20 protein-coding genes are annotated in these 25,110 nt (G+C 64.6%); 4 read left to right on the top strand and 16 right to left on the bottom strand.

The window, feature by feature from the left end; all coding sequences use genetic code 11:
- The first annotated feature begins 151 nt into the window (after window positions 1-151).
- Genes Q0K62_RS03320 through Q0K62_RS03330 form a run of 3 tightly spaced genes read left to right on the top strand, consistent with a single transcriptional unit; the run spans window position 152 to window position 5,826 of the window.
- Window positions 152-808 (top strand): methyltransferase, encoded by a 657-nt coding sequence (locus tag Q0K62_RS03320; RefSeq protein ID WP_297316557.1) that lies wholly within the window; start codon window positions 152-154, stop codon window positions 806-808.
- The gene (hrpA, locus tag Q0K62_RS03325; protein ID WP_297316558.1) at window positions 805-4,929 is read left to right on the top strand and encodes an ATP-dependent RNA helicase HrpA; all 4,125 of its coding nucleotides are present in this window, start codon (window positions 805-807) and stop codon (window positions 4,927-4,929) included. Before Q0K62_RS03320 ends, hrpA begins: the two co-directional genes overlap by 4 nt.
- A 3-nt stretch (window positions 4,930-4,932) precedes the next feature.
- Entirely contained in the window at window positions 4,933-5,826 is an 894-nt protein-coding gene (locus Q0K62_RS03330; RefSeq protein WP_297316559.1) for a hemagglutinin, read from the top strand.
- 96 nt (window positions 5,827-5,922) lie between these two features.
- Here the strand turns inward: Q0K62_RS03330 and Q0K62_RS03335 are convergent, their stop codons facing one another.
- From Q0K62_RS03335 to Q0K62_RS03410, 16 genes are all read right to left on the bottom strand, one after another.
- Window positions 5,923-7,260 carry a glutamine synthetase family protein gene (locus tag Q0K62_RS03335; RefSeq protein ID WP_297316560.1) on the bottom strand — a complete coding sequence of 446 codons (1,338 nt, stop codon included), beginning with the start codon at window positions 7,258-7,260 and terminating at the stop codon, window positions 5,923-5,925.
- A gap of 46 nt (window positions 7,261-7,306) precedes the next feature.
- Window positions 7,307-8,038, bottom strand: coding sequence for a bifunctional 1-(5-phosphoribosyl)-5-((5-phosphoribosylamino)methylideneamino)imidazole-4-carboxamide isomerase/phosphoribosylanthranilate isomerase PriA (gene priA, locus Q0K62_RS03340; protein WP_297316561.1), 732 nt, complete (start codon window positions 8,036-8,038; stop codon window positions 7,307-7,309).
- 1 nt (window position 8,039) lies between these two features.
- Entirely contained in the window at window positions 8,040-8,804 is a 765-nt protein-coding gene (gene hisH / locus Q0K62_RS03345; RefSeq protein WP_297316562.1) for an imidazole glycerol phosphate synthase subunit HisH, read from the bottom strand.
- Window positions 8,805-8,834: 30 nt separating this feature from the next.
- A complete protein-coding gene (locus Q0K62_RS03350; protein WP_297316563.1) occupies window positions 8,835-9,584 on the bottom strand; it encodes a hypothetical protein in 750 nt (249 codons plus the stop codon).
- Window positions 9,581-10,183 (bottom strand): imidazoleglycerol-phosphate dehydratase HisB, encoded by a 603-nt coding sequence (gene hisB / locus Q0K62_RS03355; RefSeq protein WP_297316564.1) that lies wholly within the window; start codon window positions 10,181-10,183, stop codon window positions 9,581-9,583. Before hisB ends, Q0K62_RS03350 begins: the two co-directional genes overlap by 4 nt.
- 136 nt (window positions 10,184-10,319) lie before the next feature.
- The gene (locus tag Q0K62_RS03360; RefSeq protein ID WP_297316565.1) at window positions 10,320-11,468 is read right to left on the bottom strand and encodes a histidinol-phosphate transaminase; all 1,149 of its coding nucleotides are present in this window, start codon (window positions 11,466-11,468) and stop codon (window positions 10,320-10,322) included.
- Window positions 11,465-12,862 (bottom strand): histidinol dehydrogenase, encoded by a 1,398-nt coding sequence (gene hisD / locus Q0K62_RS03365; RefSeq protein ID WP_297316566.1) that lies wholly within the window; start codon window positions 12,860-12,862, stop codon window positions 11,465-11,467. The genes Q0K62_RS03360 and hisD overlap by 4 nt, the downstream gene beginning before the upstream one ends.
- Window positions 12,863-12,945: 83 nt before the next feature.
- On the bottom strand, window positions 12,946-16,503 hold the full coding sequence (gene dnaE / locus Q0K62_RS03370) for a DNA polymerase III subunit alpha (RefSeq protein WP_297316567.1): 3,558 nt from the start codon (window positions 16,501-16,503) through the stop codon (window positions 12,946-12,948).
- Between the two features lie 77 nt (window positions 16,504-16,580).
- Window positions 16,581-17,510 carry an RluA family pseudouridine synthase gene (locus Q0K62_RS03375; RefSeq protein ID WP_297316568.1) on the bottom strand — a complete coding sequence of 310 codons (930 nt, stop codon included), beginning with the start codon at window positions 17,508-17,510 and terminating at the stop codon, window positions 16,581-16,583.
- Window positions 17,507-18,070, bottom strand: a complete 564-nt coding sequence (locus Q0K62_RS03380; RefSeq protein ID WP_297316569.1) for a signal peptidase II — start codon at window positions 18,068-18,070, stop codon at window positions 17,507-17,509. Before Q0K62_RS03380 ends, Q0K62_RS03375 begins: the two co-directional genes overlap by 4 nt.
- A 10-nt stretch (window positions 18,071-18,080) precedes the next feature.
- Window positions 18,081-19,412, bottom strand: a complete 1,332-nt coding sequence (locus Q0K62_RS03385) for a DivIVA domain-containing protein (RefSeq protein ID WP_297316570.1) — start codon at window positions 19,410-19,412, stop codon at window positions 18,081-18,083.
- Window positions 19,413-19,509: 97 nt separating this feature from the next.
- Window positions 19,510-19,794: a YggT family protein gene (locus tag Q0K62_RS03390; protein ID WP_297316571.1), complete on the bottom strand. Its 285-nt coding sequence runs from the start codon at window positions 19,792-19,794 to the stop codon at window positions 19,510-19,512.
- 70 nt (window positions 19,795-19,864) lie between these two features.
- Window positions 19,865-20,329 (bottom strand): cell division protein SepF, encoded by a 465-nt coding sequence (locus Q0K62_RS03395; protein WP_297316572.1) that lies wholly within the window; start codon window positions 20,327-20,329, stop codon window positions 19,865-19,867.
- Window positions 20,330-20,346: 17 nt separating this feature from the next.
- A complete protein-coding gene (ftsZ, locus tag Q0K62_RS03400) occupies window positions 20,347-21,528 on the bottom strand; it encodes a cell division protein FtsZ (RefSeq protein WP_297316573.1) in 1,182 nt (393 codons plus the stop codon).
- Window positions 21,529-21,818: 290 nt separating this feature from the next.
- Entirely contained in the window at window positions 21,819-23,045 is a 1,227-nt protein-coding gene (dusB, locus tag Q0K62_RS03405) for a tRNA dihydrouridine synthase DusB (protein WP_297316574.1), read from the bottom strand.
- Between the two features lie 13 nt (window positions 23,046-23,058).
- Window positions 23,059-24,576: a glycine--tRNA ligase gene (locus Q0K62_RS03410; protein ID WP_297316575.1), complete on the bottom strand. Its 1,518-nt coding sequence runs from the start codon at window positions 24,574-24,576 to the stop codon at window positions 23,059-23,061.
- Window positions 24,577-24,773: 197 nt separating this feature from the next.
- Between Q0K62_RS03410 and Q0K62_RS03415 the strand changes: the two genes are divergently transcribed.
- The coding region (locus Q0K62_RS03415) for an MTH1187 family thiamine-binding protein (RefSeq protein ID WP_297316576.1) at window positions 24,774-25,110 on the top strand (337 nt) is incomplete at its 3' end.

A 25,110-nucleotide genomic window follows, 5' to 3' on the forward strand; every position in this document is an offset into this window, starting at 1 on the left:
GTATAAGCGGAATCACGGCATGGTCTTTATTATCATCGTCTTAGCAGACATTGAAGAAGCCACGGGCTGAACCAGGTAAGAGGCCTTCCGGAAGGGCCGCTGGCGGACAAGGATGAAGACTGGCAGGACGGATGGAACGGACAGGACAGGCATGATGGACAGGAACCAGGGAACCCCCACTGACGAACGGCGGTCGGCCCACCGCGACGAACAGTACTTCACGGCCAGTCCCGCCTCCCCCGACGAACGCAGGACCATCCAGGTCAACCTGGTGGGCCATCAGGTTCCGGTACAGGTCTCCAACGGGGTCTTCTCGGCCAACAGACTGGATCTGGGCACCTCGGTCCTCCTGAAGAAGGTCCCTGCCCCCCCGCAGACCGGGGACTTCCTTGATCTGGGCTGCGGATGGGGCCCGATCGCCCTCAGCATGGGCCTCCTCTCCCCCCAGGCCCGCATATACGCCGTCGATATCAACGAACGGGCCCTGGACCTGACCAGGCGCAACGCCGAATCCAACGGCCTGGGAGGAATCAGGGCGGTCCTGCCCGACCTGCTGCCGGCCGACCTCACCTTTGACCTGATCTGGTCCAACCCGCCCATCCGGGTCGGCAAGGAGGCGCTTCACGAACTCCTGATGGGCTACCTGCCCCGTCTGAATCCCCGGGGCAAGGCCTACCTGGTCGTCCAACGCAACCTGGGTGCGGATTCCCTGATCCCCTGGTTGGCCCGGAGTCTGGGACCCGACTGGACGGTCGGCAAGTTCGCCTCGGCCAAGGGCTACCGAATCATCGAGGCGGGCCGGGCATGAGGTTTCAGTACCCGGCGGAGCTGCCGGTCAGCGCGGCCAAGGATGATATAGCGCAGGCCGTCAGGACCTCACAGGTGGTCATCGTCTCCGGCCAGACCGGGTCGGGCAAGACCACACAGATACCCAAGATCCTCCTGGAGATGGGGCGGGGCACCCACGGTCATCAGATCGTCCACACCCAGCCAAGGCGCATCGCGGCCCGGACCGTGGCCGAACGCATCGCCTCCGAGACCGGGGTGCGGCTGGGGGATGAAATCGGCTACCAGGTCAGGTTCACCGACCGGTCCTCCAAGCGCACCCGCCTGCGTGTGGTGACTGACGGCATCCTCCTGGCCCAGATACAGGGCGATCCCCAGCTGCGGGCCTACGACACAATCATCATCGACGAGGCCCACGAGCGCAGTCTCAACATCGACTTCCTCCTGGGATATCTGACGGCCCTCCTGCCCAGGCGGACGGACCTGAAGCTGATCATCACCTCGGCCACCATCGATTCCGTCAAGTTCCGGGACCACTTCGCCAAGGCCCTCCACACCAGGGTGCCGGTCATCGAGGTTTCCGGCCGGACCTACCCGGTCCAGACCCTCTACGAGCCCGCCGGTTCGGCACCCGCCCTGATGCGGTCCGTTCCGGGATTCCCCTCCGGTGGCTTCGACCAGGACGGGGACCGGGACCAGGACGACCTGGATGTGCCCACCGCCGTGGCCAGGGCCTGCGCCGAGCTGGTCATCCACTCAGCCCATGTGGGGGGACCTCGTGACGTCCTGGTCTTCGCTGCCGGCGAGCGTGACATCCGTGAATACGAGACGGCCCTGAGGCACCACTTCGGCCCCCGGACCTCGGACATGCAGCGCCCCGACGCGATTGAGCTGGTCCCCCTCTTCGCCCGGCTCTCAGCCAAGGAGCAGCACCGGGTCTTCGAACACCGCAACCACCAGCGCATCGTCATCGCCACCAACGTGGCGGAAACCTCCCTGACCGTGCCCGGCATCCGCTACGTGGTTGACCCGGGACTGGCCAGGATCAGCAGGTACTCCAAGTCGGCCAAGGTACAGCGCCTTCCCATCGAACCCATCTCACAGGCCTCAGCAGACCAGCGGGCCGGGCGCTGCGGGCGTGTGGCCGACGGCATCGCCATCCGCCTGTACAGCAAGGACGATTACGACACCCGCCCCAGGTTCACCGACCCGGAGATCCTGCGCACCTCCCTGGGTGCGGTGGTCCTCCACATGCTCTCGGTGGGCGTGGCGCGGACGGCCGAGGACGTGACAGGGTTCGGTTTCATCGATCCACCGGACACCCGGGCCGTGACCGATGGCTTCAACGAGCTGACCGAGCTCCAGGCCGTGGCCCGCCACCGCGGGGAGGTCAGACTGACCCCCCTGGGCAGGAAACTGGCCAGGATCCCCATCGATATCCGCCTGGGCAGGATGATCCTCCAGGCCGGTCAGGACGCCACCCCGGACACCCTGGCGGCCGTGCTGGTGGTCGTGGCCTTCCTCTCCCTCCAGGACCCCCGCGAGCGCCCCGAGGAGAAGCGGGAGGAGGCCGACCGTCTCCACGCCCGGTACGACGATCCGTCCAGCGACTTCCTGACGGCCCTGAACATCTGGCACCGCTTCTTCCCCGGGGGGAAGCAACCCTCCAACTCCGTCCTGCGCAAAGCCTGTAAGCAGGAGTTCATGAGTTTCCTGCGGATGCGGCAATGGCACGACCTCTACCAGCAGCTGGTCCAGATGTGTCAGGGAGGGCACATGAGGGTGGGCACCCCCAAGCCGGTCAAGGGGCCCGACAAGGAAATACTCGAACTCCCCTTGGCCCAGCAAGCCGCACACGCCCTGGTCTCCTCCTGGGACGACCAGGGAATCCACCGGGCCATGCTCTCCGGTCTCCTGTCCAGCATGGGGATGCAGATCATCCACGAGCCCAAGGCATCGGACTTCACCGGACTCAAGGGGGCAGCCAGGGCCAAGGCCATGAAGCGAGCGCAGAAACGGTCCAAGAACGAATACCGGGGGGCCCGGGGGACCCATTTCGCCATCTTCCCCGGGTCGGCCGTCTCCAAGAGCACCCCCGCCTGGATCATGTCGGCCGAACTGGTCGAGACCTCCCGTCTCTGGGCAAGGTACTGCGCGGCGATAGACCCGGCCTGGGCCGAACCCCTGGCACGTTCACTGACACGGACCACCTATGCGGAACCCCACTGGTCGGCCTCACGCGGGTCGGCCGTGGCCTCCTCCAAGGTCCTCCTTTACGGGCTGCCCATCGTTCAGGACCGTACCGTTCAATGGGGGTCCATCAACCCCACCCAGGCCCGTGAGTTCCTGGTACGCCAGGGCCTGGTCGAGGGCGACATCCGCCAGCACTTCCCCCATGATGGCTTCATCCAGGCCAACCGGGACATCCTCCGGGAGGCCGACGACCAGACCAGCCGCACCCGCCGTGTGGCCGAGAGCGTCAACGAGGAGGACCTGGCCGACTTCTACTTCGAGCGGCTGCCCAGGGAGGCCACCTCGCTGGCGGCCCTGAGCAACTGGTGGCGGCACAACCGCGACAGGAACCCCCACCTCCTGGACTTCGACCCGGGCCAGGTGGAACGACTCACCCAGGACGAGGGGGGGTATCACCCCGGCGACTACCCCGACCACTGGCACACCCTGGGCAGGGACGGGAGCGAATTGGACCTCCCCCTGACCTACGTCTACGACCCCAGAGACCCCAACGACGGGGTCACCGTCCATATACCGGTCGGGGCACTCTCACGCCTGAATCCGCAGGAGTTCACCTGGAACGTGCCGGGACTCCTGGATGATTTGATCGTCTCCACCATCAAGTCCCTCCCCAAGACCCTGCGGGTCCAGTTCGTCCCCGCCCCCGACACGGCCAGGGCCATCCGGCGGTGGATAGACGGACACTACCCCACCCTCCCCGGCGGGGACCCGGATCAGCAGGGCCAGGAGGCCGTCTATGGGTCTGCCGGCAACTCCGGAGGCGACGCCGCCGGGGGCCACCGGCCGATAGACCAGGAGCCGCCCGAAGGCGCCTGGCCCGACTTCAACCATGTCTTCACCGCCGCCGCCATCGACGTGGTCGGCGCACAGATCCATCCCGAGGTCTTCGACCAGGCCCAAGAGGACCGGCTTCCCTCCTACCTGCGGATGACCTTCCAGGTCGAGGAGGGAACCAGACGCAGGCGCCATCCCGACAAGGGTGGTCGATCAGGTCCAGGCGGACTCAAGGTCCTGGGGCAGTCCAAGTCCCTGGCCGAACTCCAGTCCCGTCTTGCCGGTCAAGCCAGGGAATCCGCCCGGAACGTGGTGGGGCGCAAGGCCTCCCAGGCCGCCAAGGAGGGCCAGGTGGTCAAGCGGGCCGACCTCCTCCACAAGGCAGGTGCCACGACCGTTCCCCGGAAGGACATGATCTGGCAGGCCGCCCTGGAGAAGCTTGAACTACCGGCCCAGCGCATATCCTCGCGCTGGCTGAGCCGCGAATCCCTGATGCTGGCATCGGCCCCCTACCCCGGCACGGAGGCCCTGGCCAAGGACCTCCAGCTGGCGGCCGTCAAACGCCTGATCCCCGAAACCGGGGCCATCACCGATGACCGCATCCTCCAGGAGACGGTGGCCGGGCTGGGTCAGGTCTTCGAGGACACCGTCTACCAGGTGGCCAAGGATGTGATCGCCATCCTCCAGCGCTACGCCGAGGTCGACAAGGCCGTCTCCGGACCGGCCGACCTCCCCCTCCTCTCCGTCCTGCAGTGGATCCGCCAGCATGCATCATCCCTGGTGGCCAAGGGGTTCATCGGGGCAGATCCACCCTATGCGCTTCCCCGCCTCCAGACCTACCTCCATGCCGACCTGATGCGCCTGGGAAAGGCCCGGCGGGACAAGGACCGGGATGTACGCTGGGCCTGGCAGGCCCAGACCGCTCAGGATAAGGTGGACAACGCCCTGAAGGCGGCGTCGGCCCTGCCCAACGGCCCCGCCCGCGAGGCGGCCATGGACAGGGCCCAGGAGGCCAGGTGGATGCTGGAGGAGTACTACGTCTCCATCTGGGCCCAGGAACTGGGCACGGCAACACCCGTGAGTCTGCAACGCATCGAGAAGATCCTGGAGGCCTGAACCATGGGAAAGACAAGGAAGAGGCGGTCCGCCGGAGCAGGCCTGACCCGGGCCTGGAAACGGATGGACACGACCCACCGTATCGAGACCGTGGCCGCCGCCCTGATGGCCCTGGTGCTGGTGGTCGCCCTGATCATCGTCTCGGCGCGCTTCATCTCATACCGCCGACTGGTGGACAGGACCCGGGAGCATCAGAACGAGACAGCCCGTCAGTACGAGTTCAACCCGGGCAGGATCATCACCGACCGGCGTTTCCATGACACCACCGGCATGAACGCCGAGGATGTCCAGTCCTTCTTGGACCGGAAAGGGGCCTCATGCACCGGCGACTCCTGCCTGAGGACCATGAAGGTGGACACCCCCAGCCCCAAGGGCGATGGGCTCTGCGATCCCTACCAGGGAGGGAAGGGCCAGACCGCGGCCCAGATCATCGACGGATCGGCCAGGGCCTGCGGCATCAGCCAGAAGGTCCTCCTGACCATGCTCCAGAAAGAGCAGCACCTGGTCACGGCCAAGAATCCGGACCCCACCCAGATCCGGTCGGCCATGGGGCTCTCCTGCCCCGATGACGCCGCCTGCGACGCCAAGTATGCCGGGTTCTTCAACCAGGTCTACGGAGCAGCCAAGCGGTACAGGTACTATGAGACCCACCGGTCCGACTACCGGTTCCGGACCGGGGCCATCAACCAGGTCAGGTTCAGCCCCGATGCCTCCTGCGGCACCGCCGATGTCTACATCGAGAACGATGCCACTGCCCTGCTTTACATCTACACACCCTATCAGCCCAACACCGCGGCCCTGGCGGCCGGCGACGGGGAGGGCGACTCCTGCTCCAGCTATGGCAACAGGAATTTCGTCATCATCTATGACTCCTGGTTCGGCCGGGCCGATAGATAGACCCAACCGCCTGACGCGGCAGAGCCGTTTCCCCGGAGATGATGCCACCACCGGCCCGCGGGGTGTAGCTCCATCCCCACTGGTCGGCGGACACGCTTACAGGCGGGGCAGGTAGTACTCCAGTTCGTAGGGGGTGACCTGGCGGCTGTAGCTGTTCCACTCCTTGTGCTTGTTGCGCAGGAAGTACTCGAAGGTGTGCTCGCCCAGGACGTCGGCCACGAAGTCCGACTTCTCCATCAGCCTCAGGGCGGAATCCAGGGAGTCGGGCAGGGGGGCGATGCCCATGGCCTGACGCTCCGAATCGGTCAGCTCCCAGACGTCATCGCTGGTGGGCTCGCCCAGGGTCATCTTCTGCTCGATCCCGTCCAGTCCGGCGGCCAGGAGGACGGAATAGGCCAAATAGGGGTTGGCCCCAGGATCCAGTCCACGGAACTCCATCCGGGCCGAGTTCCCCTTGCCGGGCTTGTACTGGGGAATTCTCAGGAGGGCGGAACGGTTGTTGTGCCCCCAGCACACGTAACTGGGCGCCTCCGCCCCTCCCCAGAGCCGCTTGTATGAGTTGACGTACTGGTCGGTCACCGCGCAGATCTCAGCGGCGTGGGCCAGGATGCCGGCCGCGAACTGGCGGGCGGTCTGAGACATGTTGAACTCCTGGCCCACCTCATAGAAGGCGTTGCTGTCGCCCTCGAAGAGGCTCAGATGGGTGTGCATGCCGGAGCCGGGCTGGTCGGTGAAGGGCTTGGGCATGAAGCTGGCATAGATCCCCCGCTCCAGGGAGATCTCCTTGACCACCGTCCGGAAGGTCATGATGTTATCGGCCGTAGTCAGGGCATCGGCGTAACGCAGGTCGATCTCGTTCTGACCGGGGCCGGCCTCGTGGTGGGAGTACTCCACCGAGATGCCCATCTGCTCCAGCATGTTTACGCAGGCCCTGCGGAAGTCCATCCCCGGGCTGCGGGGCACGTGGTCGAAGTAGCCGCCCTCGTCAATCGGCACCGGGGGCTTCGACCAGTCCTCCTGGTTTTCGAAGAGATAGAATTCGATCTCAGGATGGGTGTAGAAGATGAATCCCTTATCCTTGGCGCGGGCCAGGGCTCGCTTCAGTACGTGCCTGGGATCCCCGCTGCTGGGCTCACCATCCGGGGTGAGCACATCGCAGAAGATCCTGGCCGTACCCTGGGGTCCCCCCCGCCAGGGCAGGATCTGGAAGGTGGATGGGTCCGGTCTGACGATCATGTCATCCTCGGAGACCCGGGTCATGCCTTCGATGGCGGACCCATCGAAGCCCAGGCCCTCCTCGAAGGCCACCTCCAGCTCGGCCGGCGCGATGGCCACCGATTTCAGGGTACCCAGAACGTCCGTGAACCAAAGCCGTATGAACCGAACATCGCGCTCCTCGACAGTGCGCAGCGCAAATTCCTCTTGCTTATCCATAGAGCTCATGTTCCCATTCCTATATTTCGCAGTCTTGCTTATTGCGTTAACAATGCCCGGAGACCAGGTCCAGGGCCTGACCCAGGGTGAAGGCCCCCTCGTAGAGGGACTTGCCAAGGATGGCGCTGTCCACCCCACGGTCGCTCAGGCCGGCGATGGCCTCCAGGTCGGCCAGGCTGGATATGCCGCCCGAGGCGGTCACCCTGGCGGAGGTCCGGTCGGCCACCTGGCCCAGGAGGTCCAGATTGGGGCCGGTCATCATCCCGTCACGGGTCACGTCGGTGACCACGTACCGGCCGCACCCGTCCTGGTCCAGGCGTTCCATGGTTTCGAAGAGGTCACCGCCCTTCCGGGTCCAACCCCGGGCGGCCAAGGTGTGCCCGCGCACGTCCAGACCCACGCAGACCTTCTCCCCGAACCGTTCCAGGACCCGACCGGTCCACTCCGGATCCTCCAGGGCGGCCGTGCCGATGTTGACCCGAGTGGCGCCGGCGTCCAGGGCGGCCTCCAGACTGGCATCGTCACGGATGCCGCCACTGAGTTCCACCTTGACCCTGTCGCCCAACTCATTGACCAGGGCGGTCAGCTTGTCGCGGTTGTCACCAGTGCCGAAGGCCGCATCCAGGTCGACCAGGTGGAGCCATTCGGCACCCTGGTCCGCCCAGGCCTTGGCGGCATCGGCAGGTTCCCCGTAGACCTTCTCGGAGCCGGAGACCCCCTGCCTGAGCCGGACCGCCTTCCCGTCGCGGACATCTACCGCCGGTAGGAGCGTCAGCATCTCATTCACCTCTCTCGGATGGGAGTCCGGAAGCCCCGGAAAGGGTCCGTATCCAGTTGGTCAGCAATCGTGCGCCGGCCTGGGCCGACTTCTCGGGATGGAACTGGGTGGCGCTCAGGGGTCCGCATTCGTATGCGGCCACGAACCTGCTGCGCCCGTAGGCCGTCCAGGTGACCAGCGGTTCGCCGGCAGTCAGGTCTTGCGGGGCCTTGGCCGACTTCGCCCCTGATTCGGCCTCCCGGTCTTCCTGGAGCACCGGCAGACGGAGGGGAAAATCAGGCTCCGCCCCCCTCTCCGCTCGAGTATCCAGGACGGCCATGGCCGCATAGGAATGGACGAAGTAGAAGCTCTGGTCTTCGACCCCCGCCAGGAGTTTCGACCCCTGAGCCACCTGGACCTGGTCCCATCCCATGTGAGGGACCACATCGGCATCCAGCCTGGAGACCCGACCAGGAATCAGTCCCAGGCCCGGTTCGCTCCGACCGTCCTCGTCACCGGACTGGAACATGACCTGGAGACCTACGCAGACCCCCAGAACCGGCAGCCCCCGGGCCACCCGACCACGGATGACCCTGTCGCCGCCGACGGCGCGCAATCCCGCCATGCAGGCCCCATAGGCACCCACTCCGGGAATGACCAGGCCATCGACCTGCATGGCCAGGTCCGGGTCGGCGCTGAGTTCCACATCGACGCCAAGCTGGGAGAGGGCATGGACCATGGATCTGACATTGCCGAACCCATAATCAAGCACCTGTATCCTGGTCATGACCCTCCTTGCAGGTTGTGTCCTGAACCTCTACTCGACGCGACCCTTCCGGGCCGAACCGCCTGTTCCGAATCTGGTGTGCGCGGCGATGATGCCCATGGCCTTCTCGCGGTTGTAGTCGCCTGAGTCGAACATCGTGGCCCCGTCCTCGCGCAGCCCGTCCACCGTGATGGTCCCGATCATCAGGTCCTCCACGAAGTCGGGCGTGGAGGCAAAGAGCATGGGAGGCGCAAAGGTCTGCCCGGACTGACCGTTGATCCAGAGGGTCACCTCGAGCTTGTCTGCCCTGTTGACGGCCAGGATGGCGCTGAGCCCGGAAACGACCGTTGTCAGGTCGCGGATGGCTGTCTCGGGCCCGTCCCCGTCCAGGTTGCGCAGAACGGCCACGGCACCCTCACGGGCCTGGATGCACCAGGCGGAAATGTCAGAAAGCTGGCAGAAGGCAGCCAGAAGTTCGGCCGAGGCCAGACGGGTCACCATGACGGCCGCCTTGGCCCGGTTACCGATCAGACCCTCAAGTTCCTGATCAAAGTCGGAGGACGCCCCTTCAGCCTCCCTCAGCCCCGCCGCAGACCCGTCGGCGGACTCGGGATGCGTGGCGGGATCAGGTTGCGTCCCATCCCCGGAATCCTCATCGGAGTCCCCGCTGCCCTGGCCCTGGTCCTCGCTGAACTCGGCCTCGAAACCGGCCATGGCCTGTTCGATCTCCTCGTCGCTCAGATGATGGCCCGAATCCGGCAGACCCTCGTTCCTCCGGTCCTTGTTCTCGTCGGCACTCATAGCGACCCCTTGGTGCTGGGAATGCCCTCCACCCTGGGATCGGGCTCGACCGCGAAGCGCAGGGCCCGGGCCAGGGCCTTGAACTCGGCCTCGGCGATGTGGTGGGGGTCCCGCCCGGCCAGGAGGGTCAGGTGGAGGCAGATGCCGGCGTGCATGGCGATGGACTCCATGACATGCCTGACCAGGGAACCGGTGAAATGCCCGCCGATCATGGCGTATTCGAATCCCTGGGGTTCCCCGGTGCACACCGCGTAGGGCCTGCCGGAGATGTCGACCACGGCACGGGCCAGGGCCTCATCCAGGGGGACGGTGGCATCGGCGAACCGCCTGATGCCACGCTTGTCGCCGAGGGCCCGGGCCAGGGCCTCACCGAAGACGATGGCCACATCCTCGACCGTGTGGTGGACATCGATCGGGGTGTCCCCGCTGGCCTCGATGGTCAGGTCGATCAGTGAGTGCCTGCCCAGGGCCGTCATCATGTGGTCATAAAAGGGAACCGAAGTATCGATATCGGTCACCCCGGTACCGTCCAGGTCCAGGCTCAGACTCACCTTGGATTCGCTGGTCTGGCGGGTGATGGTGGCTGTTCTGCCTGCCATTGTTGCTCCTCTGCTTTCTGCCGTGCGCACCGGCCCATCCCACGGACCCCATCGGCCCCTTCAGGGCCTGGCCCCATCCGGTCGTCAGGCGCGGCGTCTAGACCACAGCATAGCCGTGCCGCTGGTCCACCACCCCCTACGACCCTTCCAGGACCCCGACCAGGGTCTGGCGGAACCGTTCCATCTCAGCGTCAGTGCCCATGCAGACACGCAGATAGCCCTCGGGGCCAACGGCCCGGATCAGCACACCCTGGTCCTTCATGGCCTCGAAGATGGCATCTCGGTCCGGGAAGGTGCCGAAGAGGATGAAATTGGATGCCGATGGCACCACGGTCAGTGGTCGACCATGGTACTCCTGACCGGCCAGCCACTCGGCGGTCGCCCGGCGGGCCCTGCGGAGCTGGTCCACCCGGGCCAGCTGGAGGTCCGTGTGCTCCAGGGCAGCCAGGGCGGCGGCCTGGGTGAGGGCACTCAGATGGTAGGGCATCCGGACGATGCGGACGGCATCGATGATTTCCCTTGATGCCGCAAGGTACCCCACTCTGGCACCGGCGAAGGCAAAGGCCTTGGACATGGTCCGGCTGACCGCCAGGTGGTCGTATCGACCGATCAGGCTGACCGCGGAGGGGGTGCCCGGATCGCGGAACTCGATATAGGCCTCGTCCACCACCACGATGGGCCGGGCCTGTGGACCGGCTCCCGCCACCCGGATCTGGGAGCAGACCTCCAGGAGCCTGGTCAGATTCTCCATGGGGAGGGGGGTTCCGGTGGGATTGTTGGGGCTGGTGACCAGAACCATGGCGGGGCCCAGTGCCTTGATTCGTTCGATGGTGGTGTCCATGTCCAGGCTGAAATCAGACAGCCGGTGGGCCAGCTCCCAGTTGGTGAAGGTGTCCCTGGCGTACTCGGGGTACATGGAGTAGGTCGGATCGCAGCCCAGTACGGTCCTGCCCGGGCCCCCGAAGGCCTGGAAGAGCTGGAGCATGATCTCGTTGGATCCGTTGGCCGCCCAGACCTGCTCAGGCCCCAGGCAGGCCCGGGACTCCCCCTTCAGGTAGTCCGCCAAGGCCCGGCGCAGGTCCTCGTGCTCCCTGTCCGGGTATCGGTTGAGGCCGGGCGCGACCTTGCGGACGCGCCTGCAGATGGCCTCGACCACCTCCGGGTCCAGGGGATAGGGGTTCTCGTTGACGTTCAGACAGACGGGAACATCAAGCTGGGGAGCACCATAGGGCTCCTCCCCGACCAGGTCCGAGCGGAGGGGCAGATCGGCGGGGATGGCACTCACCGCAGACCGGCCTTCTCTTCATTGGACTCCAGGTCGGCCTTGTCGTAGGGGTCATTCAGGAACCTGCTCAGGATGCACTCACCGTGGGCAGGCAGGTCCTCGGAGACAGCGAAATCGTTGATCTTGGCCGCTATGGGCTTGAGTCCCTCCCTGTCGTACTCGATGACCTCCACGGGCTTCATGAAGGTGTGGACGCCCAGGGCCACGTCGAACCGGGCCGTGCCGCCCGTGGGCAGGACGTGGTTGGACCCGGACATGTAGTCGCCCAGGGGCACCGGGGAGTAAGGACCGCGGAAGATGGCGCCGGCGTTGCGGATACGGTCGATGACCGGGTCGGGGTCGGCCGTCTGGATCTCCAGGTGCTCGGCGGCGTAGGCGTTGGCCACCGCGATGGACTGGTCGATCCCGTCGGTCAGGATGATTCTCGACTGGCTGCCGCCCAGGGAGGTACGAACCCGCTCGGCGTGCTCGGTCCGTGGCACCCTGTGCCCCAGGGCCTCCTGGACCCCCTGGGCCAGGTCCGGGCTGTCGGTGATCAGGACCGACCCGGCCAGCTCATCGTGCTCGGCCTGACCGATCAGGTCGGCCGCCACCCATTCGGGGTTGGCCTGGCCGTCGGCAAGGATGGCGATCTCGGTGGGTCCTGCCACCGCATCGATGCCCACCATGCCGGAGACCATCTGCTTGGCCGTGGCCACGAAGATGTTGCCCGGGCCGGTGATCTTATCGACCGGATCGCAGAGAATCTCCCCATCCTGGGGTTCGGAGCCCTTGGCCCCATAGGCGAACATGGCCACGGCCTGGGCCCCGCCCACGGCGTAGACCTCGTCCACACCCAGGATGGCGCAGGTGGCCAGGATGATCGCCGCCGGAAGACCACGGGGGTCATCGGAAGAGGGAGGCGTGGCCACGGCCAGGGAGTCGACACCGGCCACCTGGGCAGGCACCGCATTCATGATGACCGATGAGGGATAGAGGGCCTTGCCACCAGGCACATAAAGTCCGACCCGCTCCACCGGGATCCACCGCTCGCTGACCCTGGCACCGGGGGCCAGGTCGGTGGCCATGGGTTCGGGCACCTGGGTGGTGCAGACCTTGCGAATGCGGGCGACGGACTCCTCGATGGCATCCCTGACCCTGGGGTCCAGCCCCTCCAGGGCCTCCTGCATGGCCGAGGCGGGCACTCTCAGATCATGGGGACGCACATGGTCGAACTTCTCCTCCAGATCACGCAGGGCGGCGGCGCCCCGCTTACGTACCTGGTCCAGTATGGGCTGCACCTGGCTGCCGGCCTCGCGGGTGCCCATATCGGCCCTGGGCATGGCGGCGAGGAGTTGGGCGCGGGACATGATCTTCCCACGCAGGTCCATGGTTCTCATCATGAGGTTTGACATACCTCGATGGTAGTGAACTTTTGTGTCACCAACACGGGTGATTCGTCACCATCCCATATGGTGAGACGGTTCGGGGGTGAAACCTAGGCGGACGGCAGGCAGGAGGGCCCGAAGACCGACTTGATCTCAGCCAGCATGGAGGTGTCGTGGGTGGTCCGGAACCCATCCCCGAAGGTCAGCATGCGCACGTTGCCCTTGTCGTCGGTCACGGCCAGTCTGACCTGACAGTACCCGGGATGGGTCTTCAGAATCTGGGCCAGCCGTTGCATCCGTCCACGGTCCAGGGCGGTCCGCGGCAGCGTGATGGTCAGGGGCCTCTCGTCGGCCGACTCCAGCATGGGGACCTCCATGTCGGTGACACGCAGGCTGGTCGCCTCGTCACGCAACTCCACCTGCCCCCGTACCCGGATGATCGAGTCCAGGGAGAGGTCATCGGCGTTGGCTTCGTATACTTTTCCGAAGAACATGCACTGTATCGAGGATTCCAGATCCTCGATGGTGATGATGGCCCAGGGGTTCCCTTTCTTGGAGACGCGCCTGTCGACCGCCGTGACCATACCGGCCAGGGTCACGGTCTGGTTGCCCATGGTGTTGGCCCGATTGAGCAGCTGGGCGATCGACATGTCCCTCATTCCGGCCAGGACAGAGGTCATCCCGCTCAGGGGATGGTCGGAGACATAGAGCCCCAGCATCTGCCGCTCGAAGTTGAGCTTGGTCGACTTGTCCCACTCATCAATATCGGGGACGGTGACCTGGGCGTCTCCCAGGGCATCGGACTCGTCCTCTCCGTCACCGGTCTCGGCGAAGAGGTCGAACTGTCCTTCGGCCTGTTTGCGCTTGATGGGCATGACCTGGTAGATGGCCTCGTCATGGATCTGGAAGAGGGCCCTCCTGTTGGGGTCGATGCCGTCGAAGGCACCCCCCTTGATCAAGGATTCCACGGTCCGCTTGTTGAGGACGTCCATGGGTGCCCGCTTGACGAAGTCGATGAAGTTGATGTACTTGCCCCGGGGGCCGGACCGCTCCTTGACGATCTCCTCGACCGCCTTGGCACCCACATTGCGGACGGCCGCCAGGCCGAAGCGGACCACGTCGCCGACAGCGGAGTACTCCGCCACGGACTCGTTGATGTCCGGCGGCAGAATCTGGATACCCATCCTCCGGGCCTCACCCAGGTAGAGGGCGGTCTTGTCCTTGTTGGTTCGCTCGTTCTCCAGGAGGGCGGCCATGAACTCCACCGGGTAATGGGTCTTCAGGTAGGCGGTCCAGTATGCGATCAGGGCGTAGGCCGCGGAGTGGGCCTTGTTGAAGGCATACCCAGAGAAGGGTACCAGGACGTCCCAGACGGCCTGAGCCGCCTCCCGGGAGTAACCATGCTCCTTCATCCCCTCGAAGAAGGGAACCTGCTCCTTGGCCAGGACCTCGGGCTTCTTCTTGCCCATGGCTCGGCGGAGCACGTCCGCCCTGCCCAGGGAATAGCCCGCCAGGATTCGCGCCGCGGACTGGACCTGCTCCTGGTAGACGATCAGACCGTAAGTCTCGTCCAGCACGGTCTTGAGGGGCTCGGCCACCTCGGGGTGGATGGGTTCGATCTTCTGCAGGCCATTCTTGCGCTTGGCGTAGTTGATGTGGGAATTCATATCCATGGGCCCCGGCCGGTAGAGGGCGATCAGGGCGGATATGTCGTTGAAGTTATCGGGCTTGAGCATCCTCAGGAGGGAACGCATCCCATCGCCATCGAGCTGGAAGACACCCAGGGTGTCGCCCCTGGCCAGGAGCTCGTAGGTCTCCTTGTCGTCCAGGGGGACCTTTTCGATGCTGATCGGGTCCTTCCCGTTCCGTTCGATGTTGTTGATCGTATCCCTGATGACCGAAAGGTTGGACAGCCCCAGGAAGTCCATCTTGACCAGGCCCAGGGTTTCGCAGGTATGGTATTCGAAGGTGGTGGTCACCGTACCGTCGTTGCGCTCCATCAGGGGCGAGGTGTCGGTGATGGGGTTGGATGCCATGATGGTGGCGCAGGCGTGCACACCGGTCTGGCGGATGATCCCCTCGATGCCCTTGGCCTCCTCGGTGATACGCTTCACGTCCGGGTTGGTCTCGTAGAGGTCGCGGAACTCCTTGGCCTCGGCGAACCGCTTGGAGGTGGGGTCGAAGATCTCCTTCAGGCTCATGTCCTTCCCGTTGGCGGAGGGGGGCAGGGCCTTGGTCACCTGGTCGCCCATGGCATACTCGTAGTCCATGATCCTGGCAGAGTCCTTCAAGGCCTGCTTGGTCTTGATGGTGCCGTAGGTGACGCACTGGGCCACCTTGTCCGAGCCATACTTGTCGGCTACATACTCCAGGACCTTGGCCCTGCCGTCGGGGTCGAAATCGATATCGATATCAGGCAGGGAGACACGTTCCGGATTGAGGAAGCGTTCGAAGATAAGGCCGTGCTTCAGAGGGTCCAGCTCCGTGATCCCCATGGCATAGGCAACCATGGAACCTGCGGCGGAACCGCGGCCCGGCCCCACCATGACCCCATGGTGCTTGGCCCAGTTGATGTAGTCGGAGACCACCAGGAAGTAGCCGGTGAACTGCATCTGGCAGATCACACCGCACTCGTAGTCGGCCTGGTGGGAAACCTCCTCGGGGATCCCATCCGGGTACCGGTTTTTCAGCCCCTCGTCCACTTTCCTCAGGAAGAGGGAGGTCTCGTCCCACCCCTCGGGGCAGTCGAACCGGGGCATGAAGGCCCCGTCCTCATGGTCGTCGAACATGACGTTGCAACGTTCGGCGATCTCCAGGGTGTTGTCGCAGGCTTCGGGGAAGTCCTTGAAGATCCGACGCATCTCCTCGGCTGAGCGGATGTAGTAACCGGAGCCGCCGAACTTGAACCGTCCGGGGTCGGTCAGTCGGGAACCGGAGTTGATGCAGAGCAGGGCATCCTGGGCCGAGGCATCCTCCTCACGAACATAGTGGGAGTCGTTGGTGGCCACCAGGGGGGCACCCAGCCGCTTGGCGATCTCCAGAAGGTCCTTGGTCACCCGGCGCTCGATCTCCAGGCCGTGGTCCATCAGCTCGACGTAGTAGTTCTCCTTGCCGAAGATGTCCTGGAACTCCCCCGCCGCCCTCAAGGCCTCGTCGAACTGGCCCAGGCGCAACCGGGTCTGGACGATTCCCGAGGGGCAGCCGGTCGTGGCAATGACGCCCTGATGGTAGGTGGACAGGAGGTCCTTGTCCATACGGGGCCACTTGCCCACCAAACCCTCCAGGTTGGCCACCGATGAGGCCTTGATCAGGTTGACCAGCCCCTGGTCGTCACTGGCCAGGAGGGTCATATGGGTGATGAAACCACCGCCGGAGACGTCATCGGAACGCTGCTCCTCGGTGCCCCAGTGGACCCTGGTCTTGTCCTGACGGGCCGTTTCGGGGGTCACGTAGGCCTCGATGCCGATGATGGGTTTGATACCCGCATCCACGGCTGTCCGCCACATCTCATAGGCACCGTGCATGTTGCCATGGTCCGTGATGGCCACGGCAGGCTGGCCCTGGGCCTTGACCTCGGAAACCAGATCGGGGATCTTTGAAGCCCCATCCAGGGTGGAATAGTGGGTATGGGTATGCAGGTGGACGAAGTTCGACTGGGAAGAGGACATACACTCCAATCTAGCCGTCGCCCTGGCCGAATCGCCGCAGTCAGCTCCCTGCGTATACAGGTTGCCACCGGGGCCCGTCAGTCCTTGCGCTGGAGGCTTTCCTCCCGTTCCCGGTCCAGGGCCCGGCGTAGGTCGGCCGGGTAGGAGGAGACCACCTTGGTCCAGATGTGGGTGCGTGGATGTCGGAATTCCAAGCGCATGGCGTGAAGCCACTGCCTGGTCAGGCCAAGACGTCCGGCCAGGTCGGGATTGGCCCCATACATGTGGTCACCGACCAGCGGATGGCCGATGGATGAGAAGTGGACCCTGATCTGGTGGGTCCTGCCGGTCTCCAGGTTCACACTGACCAGGGTGCTGGAGCCGAAGCGCTCCATGACATCCCAGTGGGTGATGGCCTCCTTGCCGACCGGGGTGACCATGAAGCGGAAATCGGAGACCCTGGCCCGCCCGATCGGAGCCTCGATCGTCGCCTTGTCCTGGACCAGGTTGCCCTGGACCAGGGCGTGATAGATCTTGACCACCTCGTGGTGGGCGAACTGCCGGCGCATCTCCTTGTAGGCCAGGTCGGACTTGCAGACCAGCATGAGGCCGCTGGTACCCGCATCCAAACGGGAGACGATGCCCTGGCGATCCTGGGCCCCCATGGAGGTGATGTGGGTCCCCCGGTGGAGGAGGCTGCCCAGGACGGTCGGTCCGGTCCACCCCGCCGAAGGGTGGGCGGCCACACCGACCGGCTTGTCGACGACGACCACGTCCTCGTCCTCATAGACCACGGGCATGTCATCGGCCACCGGTTCCACCTCGTCAACGGGATCGGGCTGGTCCAGCTCGATCAGATCCCCGCTGAGCAGGGTGGAGGACTTGGTCACCTTCCGGCCCATGATCCGCACCTGGCCGCCGACGATGAGTTCAGAAGCCTTGGCACGGGACATGCCCAGCATCTTGGACAGGGCCATGTCCAGACGTTTGCCCACCAGGGCATCAGGGGCCGGCAGGAGCTTGGTCACAGTGCAGCTCCCCCGTGCTCCTCCCCAGCCGTCGTGTCGGCATCGGATTGCCTGGCAACGGCGACGGGGTTGAACCGCACTTCGGCCAGGATCAACAGGACGATGACCAGACCGGCCACGGTCAGATAGATGTCGGCGATATTGCCGACCGACCACCCGTAATCCAGGAAGTCGACCACCTTCCCGTTCAGGAAGCCGTCGGCATAGGCCACCCTGTCGATCAGGTTCCCCGCAGCCCCGGAGAAAGCCAGGGAGAGGGCCAGGGTCCAGGCCATGGATGTCGTTTTCAGAGCCAGGACGATGATGACCAGGCAGGCCACGACGGCGATGATCGAGATGACCCAGGTGGCCCGGGAACCCAGCCCCAGGGAGGCCCCTGGGTTACGCAGGAGTCTCAGGGTGACGAGGGAGCCCAGGAAGGGGTGGGTGGCGCCATCGGCCAGGACGATCCGCGCCAGGGCCTTGCTGACCTGGTCCAGGCCGATGGCCACTGCCGCCAGGCATGCAAAGACGGCCACGCGCTGGCGCAGCCGTCTGGATACGTGTCGTGAAGAGTTCACAGCCGGATGCTCAGTTGTTGTCCCCGGTGTTCTTCTCCATGGACTGGAAATTGCTGGTATCCGAAATCTGGTTGACCAGCTGGTTCAGGAACTCGGTCAGCTTGCTGCGGTATCCGGCCTCGAACTGCTTGAGTCCCTGGATGTTGTCCTCGAGCACCTTGGACTGCTCGACCAGCTTGCTCTTGACCTCTGCCGCATAGCGATCGGCACCGTCACGGGTGTTCTTGTCGTACTCCTGGGCCCTGGTCTGTACCTGGGTCTCGTACTCGTCGGCCTGGTCGTGCTGGTTCTTGGAGTAGGTATCCGCATCCGAACGGGTCTTGACCGAGTACTCGTCAGCCTGGGAACGCACGCGCTCCGAATATCCGTCGGCCTCGGAGTGCACCCTCTTGGAATACTCGTCGACCTCGGCGTGGGTGCGCCTGGAGTAGTCCTCGGCCTTCTTGACGATCTCATCGTGTTGGGCCTGGCCCTCGTCCACCAGCTGGGCGGCGTTGGCCTTGCCCTTGTCGACATACTGGTCGTGCAGCTGCATGGCCAGGGTGAGCATGGCGGTGGCACGGCCGGCCTCACTGTTGGCCTCGGCACCTGCTCCGGCGATCTTGCGCAGGCTGCCGGTCTCGGTCGAGGGCTCGACCTTGGAGACCTGCTCGCGCAACTGCTCCTCGCGCTTCCGGGACTCTTCCAACTGTTTGCCGAGCTGCTCGAACTTGGCCCGCTGCTCCTGGCCGACCTGCTGGGCCTGGGCCACCTGCTGGCGGACCGCATTCACGCTCTGCTGGGCCGTGTTCAGGTCGGACTTGGCCTTGTTGAGCTCATCGGTCAGGTTCTGAACCTGCTGACGGGCCGCGTCGCGCTCCTTCTGGACCGCGGTGAGCTGGTTGGCCAGTGACTCGGAGCTGTTACCATTGGCAGCCTGGGCGGTCAGCTGGTCGATCTGCGAGTTCAGCTGCTCGACCTGGCGACGCAGCTGCTCGTTCTGCCCGCTCAGGGTCTTGACCTGACCCTCGGCCTCCGCCAGCTGGCGGGTGGTCTGTGCATCGGGGGACGGCGCCTGGGCGGCCTGACCGTTTGCAGTACGGTTCTTCAGGTCGCGGTTCTCGGCCTGGAGGGACTCCACCTGGGCGCTCAGATCGGAAATCTTGGAGTTCAGGGAAGCAACGTCAGTTCCCAGGGACTGGGTCGAAGCCGTTCTGCCTTGAATGGCCTGCTTGCCCAGGGCCTCAACCGTCTCGGTCACCTCGTCGAGGAAGTCATCCACTTCGTCAATGTCATAACCGGCATGAAGCCTCACTACTTGGAAGTTGTGCTCCCGTATGTCTTTGGGCGTCAAAAGAGCCATATGATTCTCCACCTCGCTTCGAGCCACTCAGCCCGATTGTTTTTCTCTTATTGAATGCTAGCACGGAGCATGCCGATTCTCCGTCTTACCGTCTTCCTCAAATGAGGATCTGTATCACAATCAGGATGAAATACAGGACCATGAAGGAGACGTCCAACTGGATCCGACCCATGGGCAGGGGCGGGATGTAGCGACGGAGCCAACGCAGTGGGGGCTCCGTCAGCGCATAGACGACCCGAATCAGGGAGGCGACGACACCCCTGGGATACCAACGTGGCATCAGGACCATGGCCCAGTCCAGGATCATCCGGATGAAGAGGACCAGAAGATAGGTGTCGATGAGGATGCTGACCAGGTAACGGAGCAAGGGAATGACGATCATATGATGAAACTCCGGGAATGGGCCGCAAGGATGAACATCCGCCCCGGCAGAAGGGCGGGGGAAGACGCGGTCACTGGGCGAAGAGGCCCTTGGCGGTGGACGAGGACTCGACCTCTTCCACCTTGATGTTGACCTGGGCGGGGCTGAGCAGGAAGACCCTGGGGGTCACCCGTTCGATGGACCCGCGGACGCCGAAGACCACACCCGCGGAAAAGTCCACGATCCGGTAGGCCACCGACTCGGAGACCCCGGTCAGGTTGAGGACCACCGGGACCCCGTCACGCAGGGCTCGGCCAACCATCTGGGCATCCTCGTAGGACTTGGGATGAATGGTCGTAATGCGGTTGACATGGCTCTGGAAGGGGGTGGACTCCCCATCCTGGCTGGATGCCGATGACTGGGCGGACATGGGGGTCACCGAGTGATCGGTATCGAAACCGTCACTGGTCTCCTCCTCATCCATGACCTCGTCATCATCGTCCACGACGTCGGTCATCCCCAGGAAGGACATCGCGTTCTTCATCAAACCTGCCATCTTTGCTCCTTATCGCATCACCGAAGGAAATCGGGAATATCAAGATACCCCGGATCGGCCGAATTCCCATCATCTTCGGTCGTCGGGGGGACCACCTCATGCTCGGAAGTCTGATCGGAGACCGCCTGATCCCGCTGGGCGGCCGAGGCCTCCTGAAGTGGGGGCACGGAAGGGGCCGGATCGGAGGCGGTTGCCTGGTGGGCGGGCGCAGCCTGGGTTTCCTCCTCATCCTTCTTGGCGTTGGGGTCGAAACCTGCGGCGATCACGGTGACACGGACCTCGTCCCCATAGGCGTCGTCCAGGGCCAGGCCCCAGATGATCTGCGCCTCGGGGTGGATGGCGTCCTGAACCAGCTGGGCGGCCGCGGAAGCCTCCTGCATGGTCAGGTCAGTGGGTCCGGCAACGTTGATCAGGGCACCGTGGGCACCCTCGATGCTCTCCTCCAGCAGGGGGGAGCTGATGGCGATCTCGGCGGCCTGGGTGGCCCTGTCCTCGCCACGAGCGGCACCGATGCCGAAGAGGGCGGTGCCGGCATCCTTGAGGATGGCGGTCACGTCGGAGAAATCGACGTGGATGTAGGAGTTCATAGTGATCAGGTCGGTGATGCCCTGGACACCGGCCAGGAGGGCGGTATCGGCGGTCTTGAACGCATCCATGACCGAGACCGTGCGGTCGGAAAGATCGAGCAGGCGATCGTTGGGGATGACGATCAGGGCATCGACCTCCTTGCGGAGGTTCTCGATACCGGACTCGGCGGAAGCCGAACGCCTGGGCCCCTCAAAAGTGAAGGGCCTGGTGACCACGGCGATGGTCAGGGCACCCTGCTGCCTGGCAGCCCGGGCGACCAGGGGGCTGGCCCCCGTGCCGGTGCCGCCGCCCTCGCCAGCGGTGACGAAGACCATGTCGGATCCCTTGAGGACCTCTTCTATATCGGACTGGTGGTCCTGGGCCGCCTTGGCACCCTTCTCGGGGTCGGCACCCGCACCCAGCCCACGACTGTTGCTGTCGGACAGGGAGATCTTCACGTCGGCATCGGATCGCAGCAGGTCCTTGGCGTCCGTATTGATGGCCACAAACTCGACGTTCTGCAGGCCCTCAGCAATCATCCTATTGACCGCGTTGCCGCCTGCGCCGCCAACACCGACGACCTTGATGTTGGTCTTGTCATTGAAATTGTCAGTCTGGGCAATCTCGCTCACAGTATGCTCCCGTCACTCACCTTACGCTTAACTCTAGCGCAGACCATATACGCCAACACGCATTCACCCATAGGCGTTCCTGCCCCACGTGGCACCCATCAGCAATGCTCATGGCCGGCACGGACCTCCTGTGCGCAACCCGGACCCAACCGGATGGGGACCCATGCTGTCTCTGTCGCATATTCTAAACCACAACCGGGTATTTTCGGATACGACAATTCACAACCCCACCCGATACGGGGTCCACCAATCGGGTCCCCGCCTCCCGAGCCAGGGTCCAATCCCCACCCTCAGTAGGCCGCATCCATGGGGTCGTTGCCGAAGAGGGCCTGGCGTTCCTCGTGGGTGGTTGCTCTGGAATCAAGCCAACCGTAAGGCAGACGAACCTTCTTGGCATACCGGACCCGACCCCTGGGCTTGCCGGCCACAGCCGCCGGATAGGGCATTTCCTGATCCAGGCCGGCAATGCACCCATCCAACTGGTCCAGGGTCTCACAGGACATAAAGGCACGGCGCGTCGCTCCCCCGACCGCAAACCCCTTGAGGTACCAGGCCACGTGCTTGCGCATGTCATGCACGGCCATGGTCTCGTCACCGTCATAGAAGTCCACCAGGAGGCGGGCGTGACGGGCCATGATCCGCCCCACCTGACCCAGGTCGGGCTCCTCACGGATGGAGGATCCCCGGAGGGCGTGACGGATGTCGGCGAAGATCCAGGGACGGCCCTGGCAGCCACGGCCGACGGCCACGCCGGCACACCCGGTCTGCCTGACCATATCCAGAGCATCCTCGGCCGTCCATATGTCTCCGTTGCCGAAGACCGGGATGCTCAGGGCCTGGACCAGCTGGGAGATACGGTCCCAGTCGGAATGCCCACCGTAATACTCGGCAGTGGTCCGGGCATGGAGGGTGACGGCGGCACAACCCTCCTCCTGGGCGATGCGCCCCGCCTCCATGAAGGTCAGGTGGTCCTGGTCGATGCCCACCCTGATCTTGGCCGTGACCGGGATCCCGGCAGGCCCACAGACCGACACCACCCGATGGACCAGGTCCTGGAAGAGGTCGGTCTTCCAAGGCAGTGCCGAACCTCCCCCGTGGCGGGTCACCTTGGGCACGGGGCAGCCGAAGTTCATATCGATATGGTCGGCCCACCCCCGATCCACCACCATCCGGGTGGCCTGCTCCATGATCTGGGGGTCCACCCCGTAGAGCTGAAGGGAGCGGACCTTCTCCTCCGGGGCGAACCTGCAGAGGCGGAAGGCCTTGGGATTGCGGGCCACCAGGGCCCGGGCCGTGACCATCTCGGCCACGTAGAGACCATCAGGGCCGTATTCACGACAGAGCAGGCGGAAGGGCCAGTTGGTCACCCCCGCCATGGGCGAGAGCATGACCGGGGTGGGCACATGGATGGGCCCAAGGTCCAGTGAACGGACCTGGACGGGTTCCTTGACCGGCGGTTGCCCGCTCCTGCTCAGGCCGGCATCGGGCTCCTGCGGTACCTCACTGACGGATCTCATCGAGGATTCGGCCTCAGTACTCACCGCCGGCCTCGGCCACCTTGACAGGGGCGGACTCGTCCTGCCCGGGCTCGGCCTGCACATCGGTGTATCCGTCGGCGGCCTGGGTGCCGGTGATCGAAGCCGGGCCCATCGGGTAACGCACACGCTTCTCCCCGATGCACTCGCGGACATAGTCCTCGACCTGGTCCAGGGCGACCCGATCCTGTTGCATGGAATCACGCTGACGGATGGTGACGGCGTGGTCATCCGGGGAATCGAAGTCCACGGTGATGCAGAGCGGAGTGCCGATCTCGTCCTGACGACGGTAACGGCGGCCGATGGCCCCGGACTCGTCGTAGTCGACCATCCACTCCTGCTGGCGGAGGTCCGCAGCCAGATCATGGGCGACCTGCTGAAGCTCGGGCTTCTTGGATAGCGGCAGGACGGCGGCCTTGACCGGGGCCAGCCTGGGGTCGAGACGGAGGACGGTGCGGCGGTCCACCCCACCCTTGGTGTTGGGTGCCTCGTCCACGTCGTAGGCATCGACCAGGAAGGCCATCAGGGAACGGGTGAGTCCGGCGGCGGGCTCGATCACGTAGGGGACGTACCGCTCGCCACTGGCCTGGTCGAAGTAGCTCAGGTCCTCACCTGAGTGCCGGGCATGGGCCTTCAGGTCGAAGTCGGTCCTGTTGGCCACGCCCTCCAGCTCACCCCATTGGGACCCCTGGAAGCCGAAGCGGTACTCGATGTCGACGGTCCGCTTGGAGTAGTGGGCCAACTTGGCCTTGGGGTGCTCGTAATGGCGCAGATTTTCGGGGTCGATGCCAAGGTCGGTGTACCAGCGGGTGCGGGCGTCGATCCAGTACTGGTGCCATTCCTCGTCGGTGCCTGGCTGAACGAAGAACTCCATCTCCATCTGCTCGAACTCACGGGTGCGGAAGATGAAGTTGCCTGGCGTGATCTCATTGCGGAAGCTCTTGCCCATGTTGGCGATGCCGAAGGGGGGCTTGGACCGGGAGGAGGCCATGACCGTCTTGAAGTCGACGAAGATGCCCTGGGCGGTCTCCGGGCGAAGGTAATGCAGGCTCTTGTCATCCTGGACGGGACCCAGGTGGGTCTGCAGCATCATGTTGAAGTCGCGCGGCTCGGTCCACTGGCCCTTGGTCCCGCAGTCGGGGCAGGGAATGTCCTCGAGTCCGTCGGCGGGCTGGTGACCGTGCTTCTCGGCGTAGGCCTCCTCCAGGGTGTCGGCCCGGTGCCGCTTGTGGCAGTTCAGGCACTCGATCAGAGGATCATTGAAGACGGAGACATGGCCCGAGGCCACCCAGACGTCGGTCGGAAGAATGACAGAGGTATCCACGCCAACCACGTCATCACGGGTGACGACCATGGACCGCCACCACTCGCGCTTGATGTTGTCCTTGAGGGCCACGCCCAGGGGACCGTAATCCCATGCCGAGCGGGTTCCCCCGTAGATCTCCCCCGCAGGAAAGACGAACCCCCGGCGCTTGGCCAGGGAGATGACCTCATCCAGTTTCGAGACTGCCACTGATCACACCTTCTCTTAGGGATCGCCGTATGGCACATACGGACCTGACGCTGGCCCCAAGCATACCGTCGGCTTATGACGGGCCCCAATCGGCGCAAGGGCTGTCAGAACCAGGACATACGATTTGCTTACCACGGCGGTATGGGGGACGGACCAACCAGGCACCCCACCCCCCACCATGATGAAAGGCTTCGGACATGGATGAGCACAGGAAGCACGGGGATCCGGCCTATTTGAACACGGTGGCCTCGGTCTCCATCGCCCCGAGCGGACAGGGCGAGGAGCTTTCGACATACGTGGCCCAGGCCATCAAGGTCATCCGCGAGTCGGGTCTGCCCAACCAGACCAACGCCATGAACACGATCATCGAGGGCGATCTGAGCCAGGTCATGCAGACCGTCGAGAAGGCGACCCGCATCCTGGCCGAGCAGGGATACAGGACGGGGGTCACCCTGAAGCTGGACATCCGCCAGGGCAAGCGGAACCAGATTCACCGGAAGGTTGAGCTGATCGACGACATCCTCTCGGATGATT

It is taken from the genome of uncultured Bifidobacterium sp. (assembly GCF_945269915.1).
Lineage (GTDB): Bacteria > Actinomycetota > Actinomycetes > Actinomycetales > Bifidobacteriaceae > Bombiscardovia > Bombiscardovia indica.